The following is a 20,051-nucleotide window of genomic DNA, read 5'->3' on the forward strand; positions in this document are numbered from 1 at the left end:
GAACAGGAGAATCAACGGCGCCAGTCAGCGCCATTTTAAGGCCGCGTAGTATAGCGGTTCGCGCCCTTATAAGAAAGGTTTAACGTCGCCGACGCCTTCACGCAACACCACCGGGGAATCGTCGGTTAAATCGATGACCGTGGTCGGCTGCTGACCGAGATAGCCACCGTGGATAATCAAATCCACCAGTTTTTCCAGACGGTCTTTAATCTCTTCCGGGTCTGACTCAGTAAATTCACTGCCCGGCAGCATCAGCGATGTAGATAGCATCGGCTCGCCCAGCGCTTCCAGCAGCGCCAGCGCAATCGGATTCGATGGCACACGCAGGCCGATGGTCTTACGTTTTTCCTGCAACAAACGGCGCGGAACTTCTTTCGTCCCTTTCAGGATGAAGGTGTAGTTGCCCGGCGTGTTGTTTTTAATTAAACGGAATGCCACGTTGTCGACAAACGAATAGGTCGACAGTTCGGACAGGTCACGACACATCAGCGTAAAGTTGTGCCCGTCCGGCAGGTGACGGATGCGGCAAATGCGCTCCATGGCGCCTTTATCTTCAATTTTGCAGCCCAACGCATAGCCGGAATCGGTTGGATACACGATCACCCCACCTTTACGCACGATTTCAACGGCCTGATTGATCAGTCGCTGCTGCGGGTTTTCGGGATGAATATAAAAAAACTGACTCATACTTTCCTCTCTGTGATCTCGGGCTGCTCCCAAAGTTGCCAGACGCCTTCTACGCCTGCGGGCAACCAAAGTTTACGGCCCAACTCAATCCATGGGCAGGGTAGATGAAAATCAGACCCTTGCGATGCCCACAGTTGATGCGAACGCGCAAGCGTCGCCAGATGGGTGCGTTCATTGGGAGACTGCTGGCACTGTGCTACTTCCATCGCGTCGCCGCGGTGTTCAGCAAAATGCGCAACCAGTCTTTTCAGCCACTTAGCGCTAAGATCGTACCGCCCAGGATGAGCCAGAACAGCCTTACCGCCAGAATGATGAATGACATCAATAGCTTGTTCTATTGTACACCACTGTGGCGGAACGTAACCGGTTTTCCCACGGGCAAGATATTTTTTAAAGACATCCGCCATGGTTGTGGCTTTTCCACATTCCATCAGGAAACGCGCAAAATGGCCCCGCGTAACCGCCCCGCCATCGGCCAGGCGTAACGCCCCTTCCCAAGCGCCGGGGATATGCGCTTTGTCGAGTCGTTCGGCAATCAGGCGTGCACGCTGCTGACGACGTTCCGTTTGTTGCGCCAGAAACTCACACATCATGGGATGGGCGATATCAATGTTCAGACCCACTATATGGATCTCATGGTTTTCCCAGACCGTTGATATCTCGACGCCAGGGATCAAATTTAAGGCTAAACCTGAACGTGAAATTTCTTCTCTTGCCGCCGCAATGCCGGCCGTGGTGTCATGATCGGTGATCGCCAGTGTACCGACTCGCATCTCTACCGCACGGTGTACTAAGGCTTCTGGCGTTAACCGCCCATCGGAGGCTGTAGTATGACTGTGCAGGTCATAAATCACTGCGTAATTCGTGTCGCTCAAGGCGGCTCCCGTTTCAATAAATGTCGTATCACGCCCATCATAGCGGTTTCGACAAATATACTGAAATCAGGTGTTGACTTTATTCCACCGAACTAGTTAACTAGTACGCAAGTTCACATGAAGAAGGTATCTGAGATGAAAGCAACATTTGTTCTGCAAGGTTGGTGGCGCACTTCCTGATTTCGGGCAGTGTCTTACGTCTGCAATATGCAACCAGATACCCGGCCCGCCAAATGAGCGGGCTTTTTTTTGAACAAAATTAATGAGAATAACGATGCAAACTCAAAAACCGACACTCGAACTGCTTGCCTGCGATGCCGCCTACCGTGAGAATCCGACGGCGCTGTTTCATCAAGTGTGTGGCGCACGTCCAGCAACACTGCTGCTGGAATCTGCAGATATCGACAGCAAAGACGATCTGAAGAGCCTGCTGCTGGTCGACAGCGCATTACGCATTACCGCTCTCGGTGACACTGTCACTATTCAGGCATTGTCCGCAAACGGCGCATCGCTGCTGTCGCTGCTGGATGTTGCCCTGCCCGCTGGCGTTGAAAACGAACAACAGCCGAATGGTCGTCATCTGCGATTCCCTGCCGTCAGCCCACTGCTCGATGAAGACGCCCGCTTATGCTCCCTGTCCGTATTTGATGCATTCCGTTTATTGCAGGAGCTGGTTAATGTTCCAGCGCAAGAACGTGAAGCAATGTTCTTCGGCGGTCTGTTTTCTTACGATCTGGTTGCGGGTTTTGAAGAGTTGCCACAGCTTGAAGCGGGCAACCGTTGCCCTGACTACTGCTTCTATCTGGCAGAAACGCTGATGGTTATCGACCACCAGAAAAAAAGCACCCGTATTCAGGCCAGTATTTTTACCCCCAATGATGCGGAAAAACAGCGTCTTAATGCTCGTCTGGCGCAATTGAGCCAGCAGCTTACCGAGCCTGCGCCGCCGTTGCCGGTCACTGAAGTCCCGCAGATGCGCTGCGAGTGCAATCAGAGCGATGAAGAGTTTGGCGCCGTAGTTCGTGGTATGCAAAAAGCGATTCGCGCGGGCGAAATTTTCCAGGTGGTGCCATCCCGCCGTTTCTTGCTGCCCTGCCCATCTCCGCTGGCGGCCTACTATGTGCTGAAGAAAAGTAACCCCAGCCCATACATGTTTTTCATGCAAGACAACGAGTTCACGCTGTTTGGCGCCTCCCCGGAAAGCTCGCTGAAATACGATGCCACCAGCCGCCAGATTGAGATCTACCCGATTGCTGGTACTCGCCCGCGCGGTCGTCGTGCGGACGGTTCGCTTGATCGCGATCTCGACAGCCGTATCGAGCTGGAGATGCGTACCGACCATAAAGAGCTTTCTGAGCACCTGATGCTGGTTGACCTTGCGCGTAACGACCTGGCGCGCATCTGTACGCCTGGCAGCCGCTATGTTGCTGACCTCACCAAAGTCGATCGTTACTCCTTCGTTATGCACCTGGTTTCGCGCGTGGTCGGCGAGCTGCGTAGCGATCTGGATGTGCTGCACGCTTACCGCGCCTGTATGAATATGGGCACGTTAAGCGGAGCGCCAAAAGTTCGCGCCATGCAGCTTATCGCCGAGGCCGAGGGTCGTCGCCGTGGCAGCTACGGCGGTGCGGTAGGTTACTTCACGGCGCATGGCGATCTGGATACCTGTATTGTCATTCGCTCCGCCCTCGTGGAAGACGGTATTGCCACCGTACAAGCCGGTGCCGGGATTGTTCTGGATTCTGTACCGCAGTCTGAAGCCGATGAAACCCGTAATAAAGCGCGCGCGGTTCTACGTGCTATCGCTACCGCGCACCACGCACAGGAGACCTTCTAATGGCTGACATTCTGCTGCTTGATAACATCGATTCTTTTACCTATAACCTGGCGGATCAGCTGCGTACTAATGGTCACAATGTGGTGATTTACCGCAACCATATTCCGGCCCAGACGTTGATTGACCGCTTAGCAACCATGAAAAATCCGGTGCTGATGCTTTCTCCAGGACCAGGCGCGCCAAGCGAGGCAGGTTGCATGCCGGAGCTGTTAACCCGTTTGCGCGGCAAGCTGCCAATCATCGGTATTTGTCTGGGACACCAAGCCATTGTTGAAGCCTATGGTGGATATGTGGGTCAGGCCGGAGAGATCCTTCACGGCAAAGCGTCCAGCATTGAACACGACGGTCAGGCGATGTTTTCTGGTCTGGCGAATCCGCTGCCGGTGGCACGCTATCATTCACTGGTTGGCAGCAACGTACCTGCTGGGTTGACCATTAACGCCCACTTTAACGGCATGGTGATGGCGGTACGTCACGATACCGATCGCGTCTGCGGCTTCCAGTTCCATCCGGAATCAATTCTGACCACCCAGGGCGCGCGTTTGCTGGAACAAACGCTGGCCTGGGCGCAACAGAAGCTTGAACAAACCAATACGCTGCAACCCATTCTGGAGAAACTGTATCAGGCCCAGACGCTGTCCCAGCAGGAAAGTCACCAGCTGTTTTCCGCAGTCGTTCGCGGTGAACTGAAGCCGGAACAACTGGCTGCGGCGCTGGTGAGCATGAAAATTCGTGGCGAACACCCGAATGAAATTGCCGGTGCGGCAACCGCGCTGCTGGAAAACGCCGCCCCGTTCCCGCGCCCTGATTATCTGTTCGCCGATATTGTCGGTACCGGCGGCGACGGCAGCAACAGCATCAATATTTCTACCGCCAGCGCCTTTGTTGCGGCGGCTTGCGGACTGAAAGTTGCCAAACACGGCAACCGCAGCGTCTCCAGCAAGTCTGGCTCTTCGGATCTGTTAGCGGCATTTGGCATCAATCTGGATATGAACGCTGATAAATCCCGTCAGGCGCTAGACGACCTCGGGGTGTGTTTCCTGTTTGCGCCGAAATATCACACCGGTTTTCGCCATGCCATGCCAGTACGCCAGCAGTTAAAAACCCGCACGCTGTTTAACGTGCTCGGCCCGTTGATTAACCCGGCGCATCCGCCTCTGGCGCTGATCGGCGTTTACAGCCCGGAACTGGTGCTACCGATTGCTGAAACGCTGCGCGTGCTGGGATATCAACGAGCAGCCGTGGTGCACAGTGGTGGCATGGACGAAGTTTCGCTGCATGCGCCGACCATTGTGGCAGAGCTGCACGATGGGGAAATCAAGAGTTATCAACTGACGGCAGAAGACTTTGGTTTGACGCCTTACCACCAGGAACAGCTGGCTGGCGGCACGCCGGAAGAAAACCGTGACATTCTTAGTCGCTTGTTACAAGGTAAAGGTGAAGCCGCTCATGAAGCTGCTGTTGCCGCGAATGTCGCCATGTTAATGCGCCTGCACGGTGAAGAAGATTTAAAAGCCAATGCGCAAACCGTGATTAATGTACTGCGTAGCGGTGCGGCCTATGACCGCGTCACTGCACTGGCAGCAAGAGGGTAAATGATGCAAACCGTTTTAGCGAAAATTGTCGCAGACAAGGCGATTTGGGTAGAAGCCCGCAAACAGCAACAACCGCTGGCCAGCTTTCAAGATGATGTTCAGCCTGGCTCACGTGATTTCTACGATGCGCTGCAAGGTGCACGCACCGCCTTTATTCTGGAATGCAAAAAAGCATCTCCATCAAAAGGCGTGATCCGTGATGACTTCGACCCTGCACAGATTGCGAGCATCTATAAACATTATGCTTCCGCGATCTCCGTACTGACCGATGAGAAGTATTTCCAGGGGAGCTTTGATTTCCTGCCTATCGTCAGCCGCATCGCACCGCAGCCGATTCTGTGTAAGGACTTTATTATCGATCCTTACCAGATTTACCTGGCGCGTTTCTACCAGGCGGACGCCTGTTTGCTGATGCTGTCGGTGCTCGATGATGAGCAATATCGTCAACTCGCCGCCGTCGCCCACAGCCTGAAAATGGGCGTACTGACCGAAGTCAGTAACGAAGAAGAGCTGGAGCGTGCTATCGCACTGGGCGCCAAAGTCGTTGGTATCAACAACCGTGACTTACGCGATCTGTCGATTGATCTGAATCGCACCCGTCAACTGGCACCGCGACTGGGTCATGGTGTGACCGTCATCAGCGAGTCCGGCATCAATACTTACGGTCAGGTGCGCGAGCTCAGCCACTTCGCCAACGGTTTTCTGATTGGCTCCGCGCTGATGTCGCATGATGATCTGCACGCCGCCGTGCGACGCGTACTGCTCGGCGAGAATAAAGTCTGCGGTTTAACCCGGGCTCAGGATGCAAATGCGGCATACGAAGCGGGCGCCATTTACGGCGGCTTGATTTTTGTCCCCACATCACCGCGCGCGCTCAACGTAGCACAGGCGCGAGAGGTCATGACCGGCGCGCCGCTGCAATACGTCGGGGTGTTTCGCAACTCAGATATTACCGACGTGAGCGCAACAGCGGCGGAGCTGGGACTAACTGCCGTGCAACTGCACGGTAACGAAGACCAGTCCTATGTTGACGCTCTGCGCGACTTACTGCCCGCACAGGTGCAAATCTGGAAGGCACTCAGCGTCAGCGAGACGTTGCCATCCCGTGATTACCAGCATGTCGATAAATACGTCTTCGACAACGGCCAGGGCGGCAGCGGTCAACGCTTCGACTGGTCACTTTTAGGCGGACAATCGCTGGATAACGTTTTACTGGCTGGCGGACTCGGCGCAGATAACTGCGTTGACGCGGCAAAAACCGGCTGTGCCGGTCTCGATTTCAATTCTGGCGTAGAGTCACAGCCGGGCATCAAAGATGCACGTCTTCTGGCTTCGGTCTTTCAGACGCTGCGCGCATATTAAGGAAAAGGACATGACAACATTACTCAATCCGTACTTTGGTGAATTTGGCGGTATGTATGTGCCACAGATTCTGATGCCTGCCCTGCGCCAGCTGGAAGAAGCTTTTGTCAGCGCACAAAAGGATCCTGAATTTCAGGCGCAGTTTACAGATCTGCTGAAAAACTATGCGGGTCGCCCAACCGCACTGACCAAGTGCCAGAACATTACTCAAGGCACCAACACGACGCTGTATCTCAAGCGCGAAGATTTACTGCACGGCGGCGCGCACAAAACCAACCAGGTGCTGGGTCAGGCGTTGTTGGCGAAGCGCATGGGTAAAACGGAAATCATCGCCGAAACAGGTGCGGGGCAGCACGGTGTTGCATCTGCTCTCGCCAGCGCACTGCTGGGGTTGAAATGCCGTATTTATATGGGCGCGAAAGATGTTGAACGTCAGTCGCCTAACGTTTTCCGTATGCGTTTGATGGGCGCTGAAGTTATCCCCGTTCACAGCGGTTCCGCGACGCTGAAAGATGCCTGTAACGAAGCGCTTCGCGACTGGTCTGGCAGCTACGATACCGCGCACTACATGCTCGGTACGGCGGCTGGTCCGCACCCCTTCCCGACCATTGTGCGTGAGTTCCAGCGCATGATCGGTGAAGAAACCAAGGCGCAGATTCTGGAAAAAGAAGGCCGTCTGCCGGACGCCGTTATCGCCTGCGTGGGCGGAGGTTCTAACGCCATCGGGATGTTCGCCGATTTTATTAATGAAACCAGCGTAGGTCTGATTGGCGTAGAGCCAGGCGGTCACGGGATTGAGTCTGGAGAACACGGCGCGCCGTTGAAGCATGGTCGTGTCGGGATATACTTCGGCATGAAGTCCCCAATGATGCAGACTGAAGAAGGACAGATTGAAGAGTCTTACTCTATTTCTGCAGGGCTGGATTTCCCGTCAGTGGGGCCACAGCATGCATACCTGAACAGCATTGGTCGCGCCGATTATGTTTCAATCACCGATGATGAAGCACTGGAAGCCTTCAAAACGCTGTGTCTGCACGAGGGAATTATCCCGGCACTGGAGTCCTCCCATGCCCTGGCGCACGCGTTGAAAATGATGCGTGAGAATCCAGAAAAAGAGCAGTTGCTGGTGGTTAATCTCTCCGGTCGCGGCGACAAAGACATTTTCACCGTACACGATATTTTGAAAGCGCGAGGGGAAATCTGATGGAACGTTACGAAAACCTGTTTGCACAGCTGAAGGACCGCAAAGAAGGCGCTTTTGTCCCCTTCGTAACCCTGGGCGATCCGTCTGTTGAGCAGTCACTGAAAATCATTGATACGCTGATTGAAGCCGGTGCCGACGCTCTTGAGCTCGGCATTCCGTTCTCCGATCCGCTGGCAGATGGCCCAACTATTCAGGAAGCCACCCTGCGTGCGTTTGCCGCCGGCATTACACCGTCGCAATGCTTTGAAATGCTGGCGCTGATTCGCCAGAAGCATCCGACGATTCCCATTGGGTTGCTGATGTATGCCAACCTGGTCTTCAGTAAGGGCATTGATGAATTTTACGCCCATTGTGAGAAAGTGGGTGTGGATTCTGTATTAGTGGCCGATGTTCCCGTTGAAGAGTCTGCACCATTCAGAACTGCAGCGCTGCGCCACAACATCGCGCCGATTTTCATCTGCCCGCCGAATGCAGATGAAGAACTGCTACGCCAGATTGCCTCTTATGGTCGTGGCTACACTTATCTGCTTTCACGTGCAGGTGTAACCGGTGCCGAAAATCGTGCAGCATTACCGCTGCATCATCTTGTTGAAAAGCTGAAAGAATATGGTGCACCACCTTCTTTACAGGGCTTTGGTATTTCTGCGCCTGAACAGGTCGCTGGTGCTATTGAAGCCGGTGCTGCCGGTGCAATTTCCGGCTCGGCAATTGTGAAAATCATTGAGAAAAATGTTGCGGCACCGGAACAGATGCTGGCTGAGCTGAAAGCGTTTGTCAGCACGATGAAAGCCGCCACCCACCAGTAAGCTAAATCAACCGCCAGAAATTTCTGGCGGTTTTATCCTTCTTTCGTGTGCTTCATTCTATACATAGCGCTATCCGCATTCTGAATGGCCACATCCAGTTCACCATTCACCTCTGCAATCCCCCACGATACTGACAATGGCACGGTATGGCCATCCACCACAAACACATGGCTGGTCACCTGCCCACTAATACGTTGCGCGATTGCTATAGCGTCAGTTGCCTGCGATCGAAACAGCAGGATCATAAATTCATCCCCGCCGGTACGAATCACAATATCGTGACTGGTGCGGGTGTTTGACAGCATCCTGTTGGCGATAATTTGCAGCGCACGATCGCCTGCCGCGTGGCCCCAGGTGTCATTGACGGCCTTGAACTTATTACAGTCAAGTAGCACCACCGAGCAGTGTGATAAATCCCGACGCTTGATGATGTCGAGAATTCGGCGGTTAAAACAACCGGTGAGGGTATCAATATAAACCTTGAGGTCACTTTCGTTCAGCCATGTTTTTAACGAGAAGCTGATCATGATGAAGAAAAACGGCGCCAGCAGAATCACGATACCTGCATGCGTGTCGCGCGTCATAAAACGACCTAATGATAACGAATAGTGCAGCGCATATTTCTCTGAAAAATTGCGCACCATAAAGCGGGATTGACCGGTACATTTACCGGATAAACAGAGACTCTCATTGTTGGTCAAATTCACCAATTCTACGTTCAATTCTGGTGGAATTTGGTAGTCAAATGCCTGGGCTAACGCTTCCTGCAATTCGGACTTTGAATGGTCATAGACCAGATAAGCCACGATTTGGTCTGATATCTCTTTGCCAGACAGATCGTAGATATAACTCACCACGCTGTAAGCTTTTTCACCGGTAATTTTATCGGTATAGAAATTCGTTGAACTGAGGGCTTTATTTTTGACGTTTTTCTGCAGCAGTCGGGTATAGAAATCGACGGGGGGATAGAAAAATTGCGTGATATCCCGCGCCATTTCAGAATTAGAGAAACTGAAATTGCGCGAATCGGAAGCCATAAACCAGTAAAAATAATCTGAGTTTTTGGCGATAATATAACGATGTGCATCAAAACTGCCCGGGTTTAGCTCATTGACCATACCGCGAATAAACTCCGCCGCCGTATACATACACAGCGCGTTGTGGCTGGTTTGCTGAGCAACCATTGTCCCCGTTGCCGAATGCAGCCGCTTTGGGTCGGCGTTAATTCCCCATTCATTCTCATCCCGGGGGGCGAATTGTGAAATATCACCGCATTGATCACCCGTTTTGATATGGTGGTAGCGCTCGCCAATCGCATCGGCGATCAGCTCGTTGTCGTTAAAAATGTCCATCATGCGCGCTTGCAGGCGGTTAACACCTTCGCTGGCAGCGGCCATTCGCTGTTCATAAATAATAAACAGAAACAACGACGTAAATATCAACGTAATGAGCCCTGATACCAGCAGTGCCTGCCTGTTTCTGAGCTTATCCTGCACAATCTTCACGAGTCCACCCTGATAGTTAACAGTATTGCCAAATCGGTTACCCGTTTATGTTGTTGCATAACAGCGTTGTACGTTGATAGAGAATGTTCGCCACCCCGATGCAGGTAAGTTGATGTAGCCCGCAGCCGCGCGCTTAGGTTACAGTTTTATACAATAAAAGCACATAATTGTTAACATAAACGCAAACTAATCATCACCTTCAATAGGATACCCTGCCCGTCGAATGGCCTCGCGGCAGTCGTTTACGCCTGCGGCATAGCCCGCCTCAATCTCACAAACCGGACTGGCGCTGCAATAAGGTAGTGTAACTGGAGTCGCAATAAGTTTCTCCAGCGCCTCAATTTTATCCATGTAAAGCAATAACTCACGTGCAGCACTTACGGCAAACGCTGCCGTTTGATCTTCTGAGAACGGTTCCAGAAGTGCGATTTTTTGCTGTAGCAGATGGCGGGTCAACATCATCAGCAATATCCTCAAAATTGTTTTGCTTAAAGAGTAGCACTACATCAAAGGGGAGAAAGGTAGGATGGGATTGTTTAAACGATGGGTCTAAGTAAGGATATTGTCTGAAAACGGTAACAGACAGCTCCGTGCGAATCTCTGGCGAAGATCAGATATTTTTAGTTGATGACGATGGAGAATAACCGAGTTTGTAATAATAGTGCACTCATTGTTTCCATACTGTCTGAGACTGTCAATCGTTAGACTACTCTGAGCGTGAAGCGGACCATAATTTCTGATGTAAAGCTTCACTGATAATGTCGGGACAGTGATGAGTGAGAAACTCACGTTGTGCTTACACCAGGATTATCTGGAATGATGGAGTTAACATCTCAATTGTTCATAGCGGCGCTGAGTGGATGCAGGATATCGCGGGGCATATTGGACGTATAACGTTTATCGCGTACCTAAGAAGTTAAGACCAGAGGTTTTAATTATTACATTTTTTAAGATAGTTGTTTTTATCTGTTTTTTAGAATTGCCATACCTGGCCAGACATTCTTATCCATAACAACTTTATGAGTTAAAAAAATCTGCCATATTGACAGATTCTTTTAATCTATCATTAGAGATTTGCAACGTTATGATATACTTTTTGAACATCATCGTCATCTTCAAGGGCATCAACAAGCCCTGCGAAGACTTCTAAATCTTCTGGTGAAAGTTCAATTTCTGATTGAGCAATCATCTCTAATTCTGTGGTAGAGAATTCAGTAATCCCTGCGGCTTTTAAAGCTGCAATGCCTTTGTGAAGATCTGTAGATTCTGTATAAATAACGATGTTTCCTTCTTCTTCGGTTACATCACGAACATCTACTTCAGCATTAAGCAAAATTTCAAAAATGTGGTCAGGGTCTGTCCCTTCAAAAACAATCACTCCGGTATTGTCAAACATATAGCTGACAGAACCAGCCGCTCCGATATTCCCGCCTTTTTTATTAAAAATTGAGCGGACATTAGCAATCGTACGGTTAACATTTGAAGTCAATGTTTCAGCGATAATCAGTGAGCCACTGGGACCAAAGCCTTCATAACGCCCTTGCACGAACGTTTCATCACTGCCGCCTTTGGCTTTATCAATGGCTTTATCAATAACGTGTTTTGGAACCTGCGCTTGTTTAGCACGTTCAATAACGAATTTTAAAGATGTATTTAATTCTGGGTCTGGTTCGCCTTGTTTAGCAGCAGCATAAATTTCGACACCGAATTTTGCATATACATTAGACGTTGCACCGTCTTTAGCTGTTTTTTTAGCAACAATATTTGCCCACTTACGTCCCACTGGAATGATCTCCTCAAAAATTCATTTACATAGCCGACAGGTAAATAACCTAGCATTACATTATATCATGACGTATAAATCCTCGTCTATTAAAAATAAAAATATTCGAATTTTACGATATGTTACTTTAAATTTATCAATAGTTAACATTATTGATAAATTATCCTCTGGTTCTTTTTTGTTCTTAATAAATGGTCCGCAGCAATAATGCATAAGAAAAGAGAAACAAAAGTAATATTCCAGACAAACACTTCTACTATTAAAGTTGCTGCTGCACTGCTTATAGCGAGGTATCGACACACAAATTTTGTCAGGCCAGATGAGCAAAATAATGGCCGATCAAGACAACGATACGCGAGGAAAAGAATGGAAAAAAACTGGCCATTTGACGACCAGTTTTGCAGAAGTGTTTTACAGTAAATATCAGAAACGATAACCCGCAGAGAACATAAACACCCACGGATCGAGGCGTACACTGTCTCGCTGCTGGACGCCACCCATTTTATAGCTTGCGGTGGTATCGATATCCATGTACCAGACCGACATGTTAATCAGCCAGTCGCGGTTAATCAGATAGTCCATACCGACTTGCCCTGCTGCACCCCAGGAATCTTTCAGGCTCAGGTCCGATAACCCCGTTTTTTTACCGTTATCGTTAAAGCCTTCATCGAAGAAGGTCGTGTAGTTCACCCCAACACCTACGTACGGACGCAGTTTACTGCTGGAGTCACCGAAGTACCACTGCGCCATTAACGTCGGCGGTAAATGATGTACGGTGGCAATATCACCCGTTGCAGCAGTGCCGATTTTATGGCGAAACGGCGTAGCTGCCAGTAATTCAACACCGATATTGTCGGTTGCCATGTAGGTAAATGTCAGACCCAACTGCGTGTTATTGCTGACATCAAAGCCACCTAAGCTGCCCAGCGTACCACCTGCACCTTCCGTCGGCCTGACGGTGGCAGAACCCGCACGAATAAAGAATTCTCCAGCTTCATGCGCAAATGCGTTACCAGAGAGAAGAGTTGTTAAAGCCAATGCTGCAACTGTTAATTTTTTCATGTCCGCTCCATCGTTATGGTTATAAAAGCGGAACGAATATACCCACATTGGAGTAATAAGTGATCTAACATTGATCACATTGACTTTGATAATTTAACATTTATTGATCCAGATTAAGTTAGAACTTGCATTCAAAATCCTGGTTAAATTAATTCAGATCAATTTTGATATATTTTCATTGTGCAAGTACCTCCAGCTCATTGCTGATGGTTGATGGATATCTGCGCGTGATGCGCAGATAACAAACAGCGTTCATGCACGACGCTGAAGTCATAGCCAAAAATTACTGCAGCTTTACAAAGATATGCTTTTCCATACATCGCGCGATGCTGCCACTGTAGAGTTATCCAGGGTACAATTGCCCGCAAATGAACACCTGCAAAACTCAAGGAGAGTGCATGTCTATCACGGCGAAATCCGTTTACCGTGACACGGGAAACTTTTTCCGTAATCAATTCATTACCATCTTGCTGGTATCGTTGTTGTGCGCGTTTATCACAGTGGTGTTAGGGCATGCCTTTTCCCCCACTGACGCACAAATTGCGCAACTCAGTGAAGGCGATCAGTTAACCAGCAGCGTGGGGCTGTTCGATCTGGTGCAAAACATGACCCCGGAGCAACAGCAAATTTTGCTACGCGCATCCGCAGCGTCGACGTTTTCCGGTCTGATTGGTAATGCCATCCTCGCCGGGGGGGTCATCCTGATGATTCAGCTGATTTCAGCAGGTCATCGCGTCAGCGCGTTACGTGCCATCGGCGCCAGTGCGCCAGTGTTACCGAAGCTGTTTATTCTGATTTTTCTGACTACTCTGCTGGTGCAAATCGGTATTATGCTGGTTGTTGTACCCGGTATTCTGCTGGCGATCCTGCTGGCACTCGCACCGGTGATGTTGGTACAGGACAAAATGGGTGTCTTTGCCGCGATGCGCAACAGTATGCGTCTGGCGTGGTCCAATATGCGACTGGTTGCGCCGGCAGTGATCGGTTGGTTGCTGGCAAAAACGCTGCTGTTGCTTTTTGCGCCAAGTTTTGCAGTACTTACGCCGAATGTAGGCGCGGTATTGGCGAATACGCTGAGCAATATGATCTCCGCCGTGTTGCTGATCTATTTGTTCCGCCTGTACATGCTGATTCGCCAATAAACCCTGAACGCATTCCGGGCTTGTTCCCGGTGCTTTTGATGACGGAATCGAAGAATGAAGCAGTTTCTTGATTTTTTACCGCTGGTTGTCTTTTTTGCTTTTTATAAGCTTTACGACATCTATGCGGCGACCTCGGCGCTGATTGTCGCGACGGCTGTAGTGTTGATTTACAGCTGGGTTCGCTATCGCAAGGTCGAGAAGATGGCGTTAATCACCTTTGTCCTGGTGGCCGTATTTGGTGGCCTGACTATTTTTTTCCACAACGATGAATTCATTAAGTGGAAAGTAACGGTGATTTACGGGCTGTTTGCTGGTGCTCTGCTGGTTAGCCAGTGGGTGATGAAAAAGCCGCTGATTCAACGCATGTTAGGTAAAGAGCTGACCCTACCGCAGTCAGTGTGGTCGAAACTTAATTTAGCATGGGCCGTCTTTTTCATCCTGTGTGGCCTGGCGAATATCTATATTGCATTTTGGCTACCGCAGAACATTTGGGTCAACTTCAAGGTGTTCGGTCTGACCGCCCTGACTTTATTCTTTACGCTGCTGAGTGGGGTCTATATTTACCGTCATCTGCCGCAAGAAGATAAATCGTAATACATGCTCGCCAGATCTGCGGATCTGGCGAATTTTTATCCCCTCGCGTTCCATTGTGCTGACAACCTGACTTACATCTGCTCTGCACGCCGCATCACCTCTGTTCTCAACGCACAAATTCTAGTAGCATCGCGCCTGTAATCTTTCTCTATAGTCGGTTCTACAATGACAACAACGAATAACACTCCCCAGGGTGAACTGGTTTTACGTACTCTGGCCATGCCTGCCGATACCAACGCGAACGGTGATATTTTTGGCGGCTGGCTGATGTCACAAATGGATATAGGTGGCGCGATTCAGGCCAAAGAGATCGCACATGGTCGTGTGGTAACGGTGCGAGTGGAAGGGATGAGCTTTTTGCGCCCGGTCGCCGTAGGTGATGTGGTGTGTTGCTATGCGCGCTGTGTGAAACGCGGGACAACCTCGATCAGCATCAATATTGAAGTTTGGGTGAAGAAGGTCGCTTCTGAACCTATTGGGCAGCGCTATAAGGCCACCGAAGCTCTGTTTATCTACGTTGCCGTTGATAAAGACGGGAAACCGCGTCCAATTCCCACGTTGGTCTGATAGCACACGTCAGTACTGCTATCCGGCAATCATCACTCTTGATCATTGCCGGACGGCCTGATGCTTACTCGATCTGCGTTGTGCCGTTTAATTTGAAAACAATATTCACCACAAGCCCGGAACCGGGTTTGCCTGCTTCATAACGCCATCTACGCATCGCATTTTTCACTTCACGCTCAAACATATTGGCAGGCTGTGCAGACAGGATCTCCACATTTTCAACCCGGCCATCCGGCGTTACGTTAAATTTGACCTTTACCCGGCCTTCAATGCGCAGCGCCTGAGCTCGCGCCGGATACTGAGGCTGATTACGGCTTAAAGCGCGTGGACCCGATGGCGCACTGACCACCGGTTTGCTGGTAGTTGCCGGCGCGGTATTGGTCATTGTGCGCGTAGGTGCCGTATTTTCCACTGGGGAGGCCGGGCGCGGTTCTGCTGGTTTAACATCGCGTTTCGGTTGCTCTTCCACCTTTTTCACCGGTTTTGGCTTCGGTTTAGGCTTGGGCTTCGGTTTTTCAATCACCACCGGCGCATCTTTTGGTGGCTCTGGAATCGGTTCAGGTTCCGGTTCAGGCTCGACAACGGGTTCCGGCGGCGGCTGAACGGCCTGAGGCGGTTCGAGATCGGCAGGCGCGACCATCGTGACAGAGATCGGCTGCGCTGGCGCAGGTAGTTCAATAACCTGATGTACCGAGGTATACAGCAAACCAGCCACTACGGCACCATGAATGCCGACAGACAGTAACGTTGGCCAGGGAAAGCGACGAGGTAAATCAAGGGTCATTGAAGTCATAATCGTTTCAGTAAAAAAACCAGGCCCTGATTTTAAATGCAAATAGCAATCATATTCAATAAGCCCGTGATGCTAACTGACATTTAAAACGCGATTTTATGATAAAAAACCACTTTCAGAGTATGGCCTTAACATATCAGTTATCTTTCCGTTGCAGTTGTTAGGCCTTTCCAATAACGTTATTAACGACTTTTACCGTTCAAGGAGCTCTACCCGTGCTGTATGTTATTTACGCTCAAGATATCGCAGACTCTCTCGAAAAACGTCTTTCCGTGCGCCCTGCTCATCTGGCTCGCCTGCAACTCCTTCATGACGAAGGTCGTTTGCTCACGGCGGGCCCTATGCCAGCGGTCGACAGTAACGATCCCGGTGCGGCGGGTTTTACCGGCTCGACGGTGATTGCCGAATTTGAATCTTTGGAGGCGGCACAGGCGTGGGCAGAAGCCGATCCGTATGTTGCGGCGGGCGTTTATGCGCAGGTTTCAGTAAAACCTTACAAGAAAATATTTTGACAAAACAAAAAGCCATTTTCATTTATAAAAATACTGAACAGTAAGCAAAATACATAGCCATTGAGGGCGCATTTAGGTGCACATTAGTCTAAACGCCCTCACTTCTCGTCTCTATGCATTAATTCAGCATATCAAAGCAATGATAAGTACCCTTATAAAAGGTAGCTACGACCGTTTATTAGCGTGTCATTGATTGTTTCTTACTCAACCTCAGTGTATTTTATTATCTGTCGAGATTAATTTGTCACAATGCAGACAGGCTGCGTTGTCACGATATACGGGATTTTAGTCAATTATGGCTTTTGATTCGTTCCGTCCCGCCTCTCCCTCTCCTAAAGCATTCCGCCATGATATCAATGGCCTGCGAGCATGGGCTGTATTAGCGGTCGTATTTTATCACTTTGGCGTACCCGGATTTAGCGGTGGCTTTATCGGCGTTGATGTTTTTTTTGTTATATCAGGTTTCCTGATGACCGCCATCATCGTGAACGGCCTTGAACGTGGCAATTTTTCATTATGGAGTTTCTATCTGGCACGTGCCAGACGAATTATTCCTGCCTTAATTGCATTATGTAGCACGTTACTTTTCTTGGGTTGGTTTTGGTTGCCCACCGCTGATTATCATGTGCTGGCAACCAATGCGATCACAGCGCTTACTTTTGTTTCCAATCTCAAGTTTTGGCGTGAAGCGGGTTATTTCGATATCACTTCCAGAGAAAACTGGTTGCTGCACACATGGTCTCTTTCGGTGGAGTGGCAATTTTACATTTTGTTGCCTGTTGGCTGCATTTTACTCTGGCGCTGGTTTGGCCGGCAGGGTGTTAAGTTTGCACTTATCGCCGCAGGCGTACTGTCATTAGCTCTATCAATTTACGTGAGCCCTCGACTCCCAGGTAGTGCGTTTTATCTACTCCCCACCCGCATTTGGGAATTATTAGCTGGAGGAGCTGCATGGTGGCTAACTCGTCGGCATTCTATGTCGCAACGCCCAGCCCGGATACTAGAGTTGGCGGGTTTTATTTTAATTGCCCTGTCAGTCACACTCCTGGATGCGACACGACCATGGCCGGGAAGTTATGCCGTGGTCCCTGTGCTGGGGACCATGCTGGTTCTTGCGGCTAATCGCCAGCGATCATTTTTTACATCTACGGCAATTTTTCGCCAGATAGGTGCCAGTTCTTATTCAATTTATCTGTGGCACTGGCCGCTGGCGGTGCTGCTCAGTTATGCCGACAAACATCACAATCCCTGGTGGATTGCTACTGGCATTGTAATGAGTGTGCTATTGGGAAAGATCTCTTTATTGCTCGTAGAGATTCCGACACGCAAACAGCTTGCGCTAACCCCTGCACGCAAACAGAGCTGGATACTATTACTGTTAATTTTGAGCACTGGTGGAATGGCCGCAGGGGCTCGTTATCAGCAAGTCGATGGTAGAATTAACCCGGCAATTGAATTAGCGATGATCCCGAAACTTGATTACGCAGTCCGATTTGAAAAATGTCTGCTCGCGCCGGGTAAAGGAAGCGAGTCTCCTATGTGCAGATATGGCAAAGGAGAGTTAATGGCCATTGTCCTTGGAGACAGTCATGCAAGCATGCTGGTTTCAGCTGTCGCAGAGGCTGCACCCGGTGCGGTGGTTGAGATGACCTATGCGAGCTGTCCGACAGTGTTAGGCATGAAACGAAGAGAGGATATTAATGATGACTGTAAACTATTTAATGATCGAGCTATTAATTTACTAAATAATGAATATAAAAATAAACTCGTCTTTATCGCCAACAGAAGCAGCCTCGCTATCCTGGGACAAAATGAAATGGACGATTTTTTTAATATTCCTATGGGATTTTTTGATACGCCGAATGAACACCCCAATCAGAATTTAACACAGCAGTTTAGCCAGCAACTCGTAAAAACTCTGTGTTCCATAGAGAATAGTCAGAGGGTATTTCTGGTCCGCCCTATTCCTGAAATGGCAGTCGATGTGCCTAATACAATGGCCAGGGCACTGATGTTTGGTAAGTCAGACAGTACAGTATCCATTTCTCTCGATAAATATTACCAGCGACAAACAGCCATTTGGGCAGCACAAGATGAGGCGGCCCTGCGCTGCGGCGTCAATATTCTCAATCCGTTACCCTATCTTTGCAAGGATGGGCGGTGTTGGGGAGATGCTGGTGGACGTCCACTTTACTCAGACAGTAACCACCTAAGTGCATTTGGCAGTAGGCTTTTACTCCCCATGTTTCAACGCGCATTTAAACAAGCAGAACATACCGAGGCAACTAACGCCCTGCAACTTTGACGCTTGACCAGAACTATGGGAATCATATCCATTCGGATACTAATATTCACTCAAGTAAAAAAGCCGCAGATAGCGGCTTTGGTTGTTACTTTTTCTCGTCAGTGTAGCGACGAGCGTTGTCAAAAAGATTTGTACACATAATGACTTCCCTCAAAAGACAATAAACTAACAGAATAGGATAACGGGTAATACCTGACCACACTATTATGAACCACTAGCCCCAGAATGTAGAATCATCGTATTGATAATAAAAAGAAAAGTATAATCAGCGAGAAATTTACGCTGCCGTTTTTTCAACAGTTCTTTCTTGAAACAACGGTGCTTTATTCATTACGTCTGGGATGCACCCGGTTTTAACAATCACGCCAGGATTACCAACAACGACAGAAAAAGGCGGGATACTTTCGGTCACAAACGCCCCGGCAGCAATTTTACTCCCTTGCCCAATGATGACCCCGCCGACGATGACAGCATTTGGACCAATCCAAACTTCATCCTCAATAATGGGGTAACCCGTGATGCGGGTTCCTGCTCCCCGAATAGTATCTCGCTGACCGATGGTTACACCATGAAATAAGGTAACGTTCTTTCCAATCCTTGCACTCGGCGATATCACTATCCCCCAGCCATGAGTGATAGCCAACCCGGCACCAACCTGCGTGCTCGATGGAAAATCCATCGAGCCCATGTGAGCAGCACACCGATGCAAGATCTTAAATGGATAGAGCATGATACGCAGCGGTGTGCGCGAAACCGCACAGTATTGGCATAAACGCATCATCACAATGATACGGAATGTTCTGCTAATTACTGTACCAATTATTAGTTTACTCCATGAGAAATAACCAAATTCACGGTGGGTATCGGCTTTAATTTTGTCGAATGCCATCATACTGTCTCATTGTTTAATCGTTAAAATGTATCAGTTCTCACTGAAATAAAAACATATTTTCTTGTCACCAGCATTCTTTTTTTCGAGTAGATACGGCACCTGAAAGATGACAATAATATAAATAATGAAATGGCTATCTCTTACCTGGACCAAAACAATAATGGCAGCCAGGAAAGTATTTAAGAATCAATACGGGAAAACAGACATTGGGCACCGCCAGCGGTGCCCTTTTAGATCAGATACTGTGGATTGCAAACAGCAACGAGTTGCGTTGATGATTGAGAATGCACTTTCTGATAGTGTGGATACGCATATTACGACGCGATTGTCCTTCAAGCCAACGTGCTTTACGGCGGCTAGCCTGACGCTGCATCCTCCAGCGTCCCACTTCCGTTCTACTACGCTTCATGTTAACTACTCTTCCAGTCACTGAGCGGCCATTATAACGCCAGACCGAATGCAGACCAGTGGTTTTCCCGTGTTTTTATTTGCCAGATTAATCCTGATGCGTAAACTCTTAACAATACGCT

Annotated in this window: 20 protein-coding genes, 1 pseudogene and 1 other annotated feature; of the genes and pseudogenes, 12 read left to right on the top strand and 9 right to left on the bottom strand. The window is 49.4% G+C overall.

Annotated elements, in window-relative coordinates; translation table 11 throughout:
* Positions 1 to 66 precede the first annotated feature (66 nt).
* A complete protein-coding gene (locus C2U43_RS13540) occupies positions 67 to 687 on the bottom strand; it encodes an L-threonylcarbamoyladenylate synthase (RefSeq protein ID WP_003833336.1) in 621 nt (206 codons plus the stop codon).
* On the bottom strand, positions 684 to 1,562 hold the full coding sequence (rnm, locus tag C2U43_RS13545) for an RNase RNM (RefSeq protein WP_008784938.1): 879 nt from the start codon (positions 1,560 to 1,562) through the stop codon (positions 684 to 686). The genes C2U43_RS13540 and rnm overlap by 4 nt, the downstream gene beginning before the upstream one ends.
* A 135-nt stretch (positions 1,563 to 1,697) precedes the next feature.
* Between rnm and trpL the strand changes: the two genes are divergently transcribed.
* From trpL to trpA, 6 genes are all read left to right on the top strand, one after another.
* Positions 1,698 to 1,742: a trp operon leader peptide gene (gene trpL / locus C2U43_RS29385; protein ID WP_199771100.1), complete on the top strand. Its 45-nt coding sequence runs from the start codon at positions 1,698 to 1,700 to the stop codon at positions 1,740 to 1,742.
* Positions 1,719 to 1,813, top strand: a sequence feature (Trp leader region). (Overlaps the previous gene by 24 nt.)
* A 23-nt stretch (positions 1,814 to 1,836) precedes the next feature.
* The gene (locus C2U43_RS13550; RefSeq protein WP_103285302.1) at positions 1,837 to 3,399 is read left to right on the top strand and encodes an anthranilate synthase component 1; all 1,563 of its coding nucleotides are present in this window, start codon (positions 1,837 to 1,839) and stop codon (positions 3,397 to 3,399) included.
* On the top strand, positions 3,399 to 4,994 hold the full coding sequence (gene trpD, locus C2U43_RS13555; protein ID WP_057067328.1) for a bifunctional anthranilate synthase glutamate amidotransferase component TrpG/anthranilate phosphoribosyltransferase TrpD: 1,596 nt from the start codon (positions 3,399 to 3,401) through the stop codon (positions 4,992 to 4,994). Before C2U43_RS13550 ends, trpD begins: the two co-directional genes overlap by 1 nt.
* A gap of 3 nt (positions 4,995 to 4,997) precedes the next feature.
* Complete coding sequence (gene trpCF / locus C2U43_RS13560; RefSeq protein ID WP_103285992.1) at positions 4,998 to 6,356, top strand: bifunctional indole-3-glycerol-phosphate synthase TrpC/phosphoribosylanthranilate isomerase TrpF; 1,359 nt, start codon at positions 4,998 to 5,000, stop codon at positions 6,354 to 6,356.
* A gap of 10 nt (positions 6,357 to 6,366) precedes the next feature.
* The gene (trpB, locus tag C2U43_RS13565; protein ID WP_003020645.1) at positions 6,367 to 7,560 is read left to right on the top strand and encodes a tryptophan synthase subunit beta; all 1,194 of its coding nucleotides are present in this window, start codon (positions 6,367 to 6,369) and stop codon (positions 7,558 to 7,560) included.
* Positions 7,560 to 8,366 (top strand): tryptophan synthase subunit alpha, encoded by an 807-nt coding sequence (gene trpA, locus C2U43_RS13570; protein ID WP_048235267.1) that lies wholly within the window; start codon positions 7,560 to 7,562, stop codon positions 8,364 to 8,366. The genes trpB and trpA overlap by 1 nt, the downstream gene beginning before the upstream one ends.
* 32 nt (positions 8,367 to 8,398) lie before the next feature.
* Here trpA and C2U43_RS13575 read toward each other — a convergent pair whose 3' ends face one another.
* The 4 genes from C2U43_RS13575 to ompW form a co-directional block, all read right to left on the bottom strand.
* Positions 8,399 to 9,871, bottom strand: a complete 1,473-nt coding sequence (locus C2U43_RS13575; protein ID WP_103285303.1) for a GGDEF domain-containing protein — start codon at positions 9,869 to 9,871, stop codon at positions 8,399 to 8,401.
* Between the two features lie 186 nt (positions 9,872 to 10,057).
* Positions 10,058 to 10,333, bottom strand: coding sequence for a hypothetical protein (locus C2U43_RS13580; protein WP_103285304.1), 276 nt, complete (start codon positions 10,331 to 10,333; stop codon positions 10,058 to 10,060).
* A 604-nt stretch (positions 10,334 to 10,937) separates the two neighbouring features.
* A complete protein-coding gene (locus C2U43_RS13585) occupies positions 10,938 to 11,654 on the bottom strand; it encodes a YebC/PmpR family DNA-binding transcriptional regulator (RefSeq protein ID WP_003020658.1) in 717 nt (238 codons plus the stop codon).
* A gap of 423 nt (positions 11,655 to 12,077) precedes the next feature.
* Positions 12,078 to 12,716 (bottom strand): outer membrane protein OmpW, encoded by a 639-nt coding sequence (gene ompW / locus C2U43_RS13595; protein ID WP_071446265.1) that lies wholly within the window; start codon positions 12,714 to 12,716, stop codon positions 12,078 to 12,080.
* A 292-nt stretch (positions 12,717 to 13,008) separates the two neighbouring features.
* Here ompW and C2U43_RS29780 point away from each other — a divergent pair.
* The 4 genes and pseudogenes from C2U43_RS29780 to yciA form a co-directional block, all read left to right on the top strand.
* Positions 13,009 to 13,086: pseudogene (locus tag C2U43_RS29780) on the top strand (YkgJ family cysteine cluster protein); the annotation flags it as partial.
* A 28-nt stretch (positions 13,087 to 13,114) separates the two neighbouring features.
* Positions 13,115 to 13,858, top strand: coding sequence for a YciC family protein (locus tag C2U43_RS13600; protein ID WP_003020663.1), 744 nt, complete (start codon positions 13,115 to 13,117; stop codon positions 13,856 to 13,858).
* A gap of 54 nt (positions 13,859 to 13,912) precedes the next feature.
* The gene (locus C2U43_RS13605; RefSeq protein WP_048235264.1) at positions 13,913 to 14,452 is read left to right on the top strand and encodes a septation protein A; all 540 of its coding nucleotides are present in this window, start codon (positions 13,913 to 13,915) and stop codon (positions 14,450 to 14,452) included.
* 165 nt (positions 14,453 to 14,617) lie between these two features.
* Complete coding sequence (gene yciA, locus C2U43_RS13610) at positions 14,618 to 15,019, top strand: acyl-CoA thioester hydrolase YciA (RefSeq protein ID WP_008784945.1); 402 nt, start codon at positions 14,618 to 14,620, stop codon at positions 15,017 to 15,019.
* Between the two features lie 64 nt (positions 15,020 to 15,083).
* Here yciA and tonB read toward each other — a convergent pair whose 3' ends face one another.
* The gene (tonB, locus tag C2U43_RS13615) at positions 15,084 to 15,812 is read right to left on the bottom strand and encodes a TonB system transport protein TonB (protein ID WP_182315644.1); all 729 of its coding nucleotides are present in this window, start codon (positions 15,810 to 15,812) and stop codon (positions 15,084 to 15,086) included.
* Between the two features lie 215 nt (positions 15,813 to 16,027).
* Between tonB and C2U43_RS13620 the strand changes: the two genes are divergently transcribed.
* Positions 16,028 to 16,324 (top strand): YciI family protein, encoded by a 297-nt coding sequence (locus C2U43_RS13620; RefSeq protein ID WP_103285305.1) that lies wholly within the window; start codon positions 16,028 to 16,030, stop codon positions 16,322 to 16,324.
* Positions 16,325 to 16,619: 295 nt separating this feature from the next.
* Positions 16,620 to 18,629 (top strand): acyltransferase family protein, encoded by a 2,010-nt coding sequence (locus C2U43_RS13625; protein WP_103285306.1) that lies wholly within the window; start codon positions 16,620 to 16,622, stop codon positions 18,627 to 18,629.
* Between the two features lie 277 nt (positions 18,630 to 18,906).
* Here C2U43_RS13625 and C2U43_RS13630 read toward each other — a convergent pair whose 3' ends face one another.
* Positions 18,907 to 19,521: a serine acetyltransferase gene (locus C2U43_RS13630; RefSeq protein ID WP_048216256.1), complete on the bottom strand. Its 615-nt coding sequence runs from the start codon at positions 19,519 to 19,521 to the stop codon at positions 18,907 to 18,909.
* A 235-nt stretch (positions 19,522 to 19,756) separates the two neighbouring features.
* Entirely contained in the window at positions 19,757 to 19,930 is a 174-nt protein-coding gene (locus C2U43_RS29390) for a YciY family protein (protein ID WP_094301000.1), read from the bottom strand.
* Between the last annotated feature and the right edge of the window lie 121 nt (positions 19,931 to 20,051).

This window comes from Citrobacter freundii complex sp. CFNIH9, assembly GCF_002903305.1.
Taxonomy (GTDB): domain Bacteria; phylum Pseudomonadota; class Gammaproteobacteria; order Enterobacterales; family Enterobacteriaceae; genus Citrobacter; species Citrobacter portucalensis.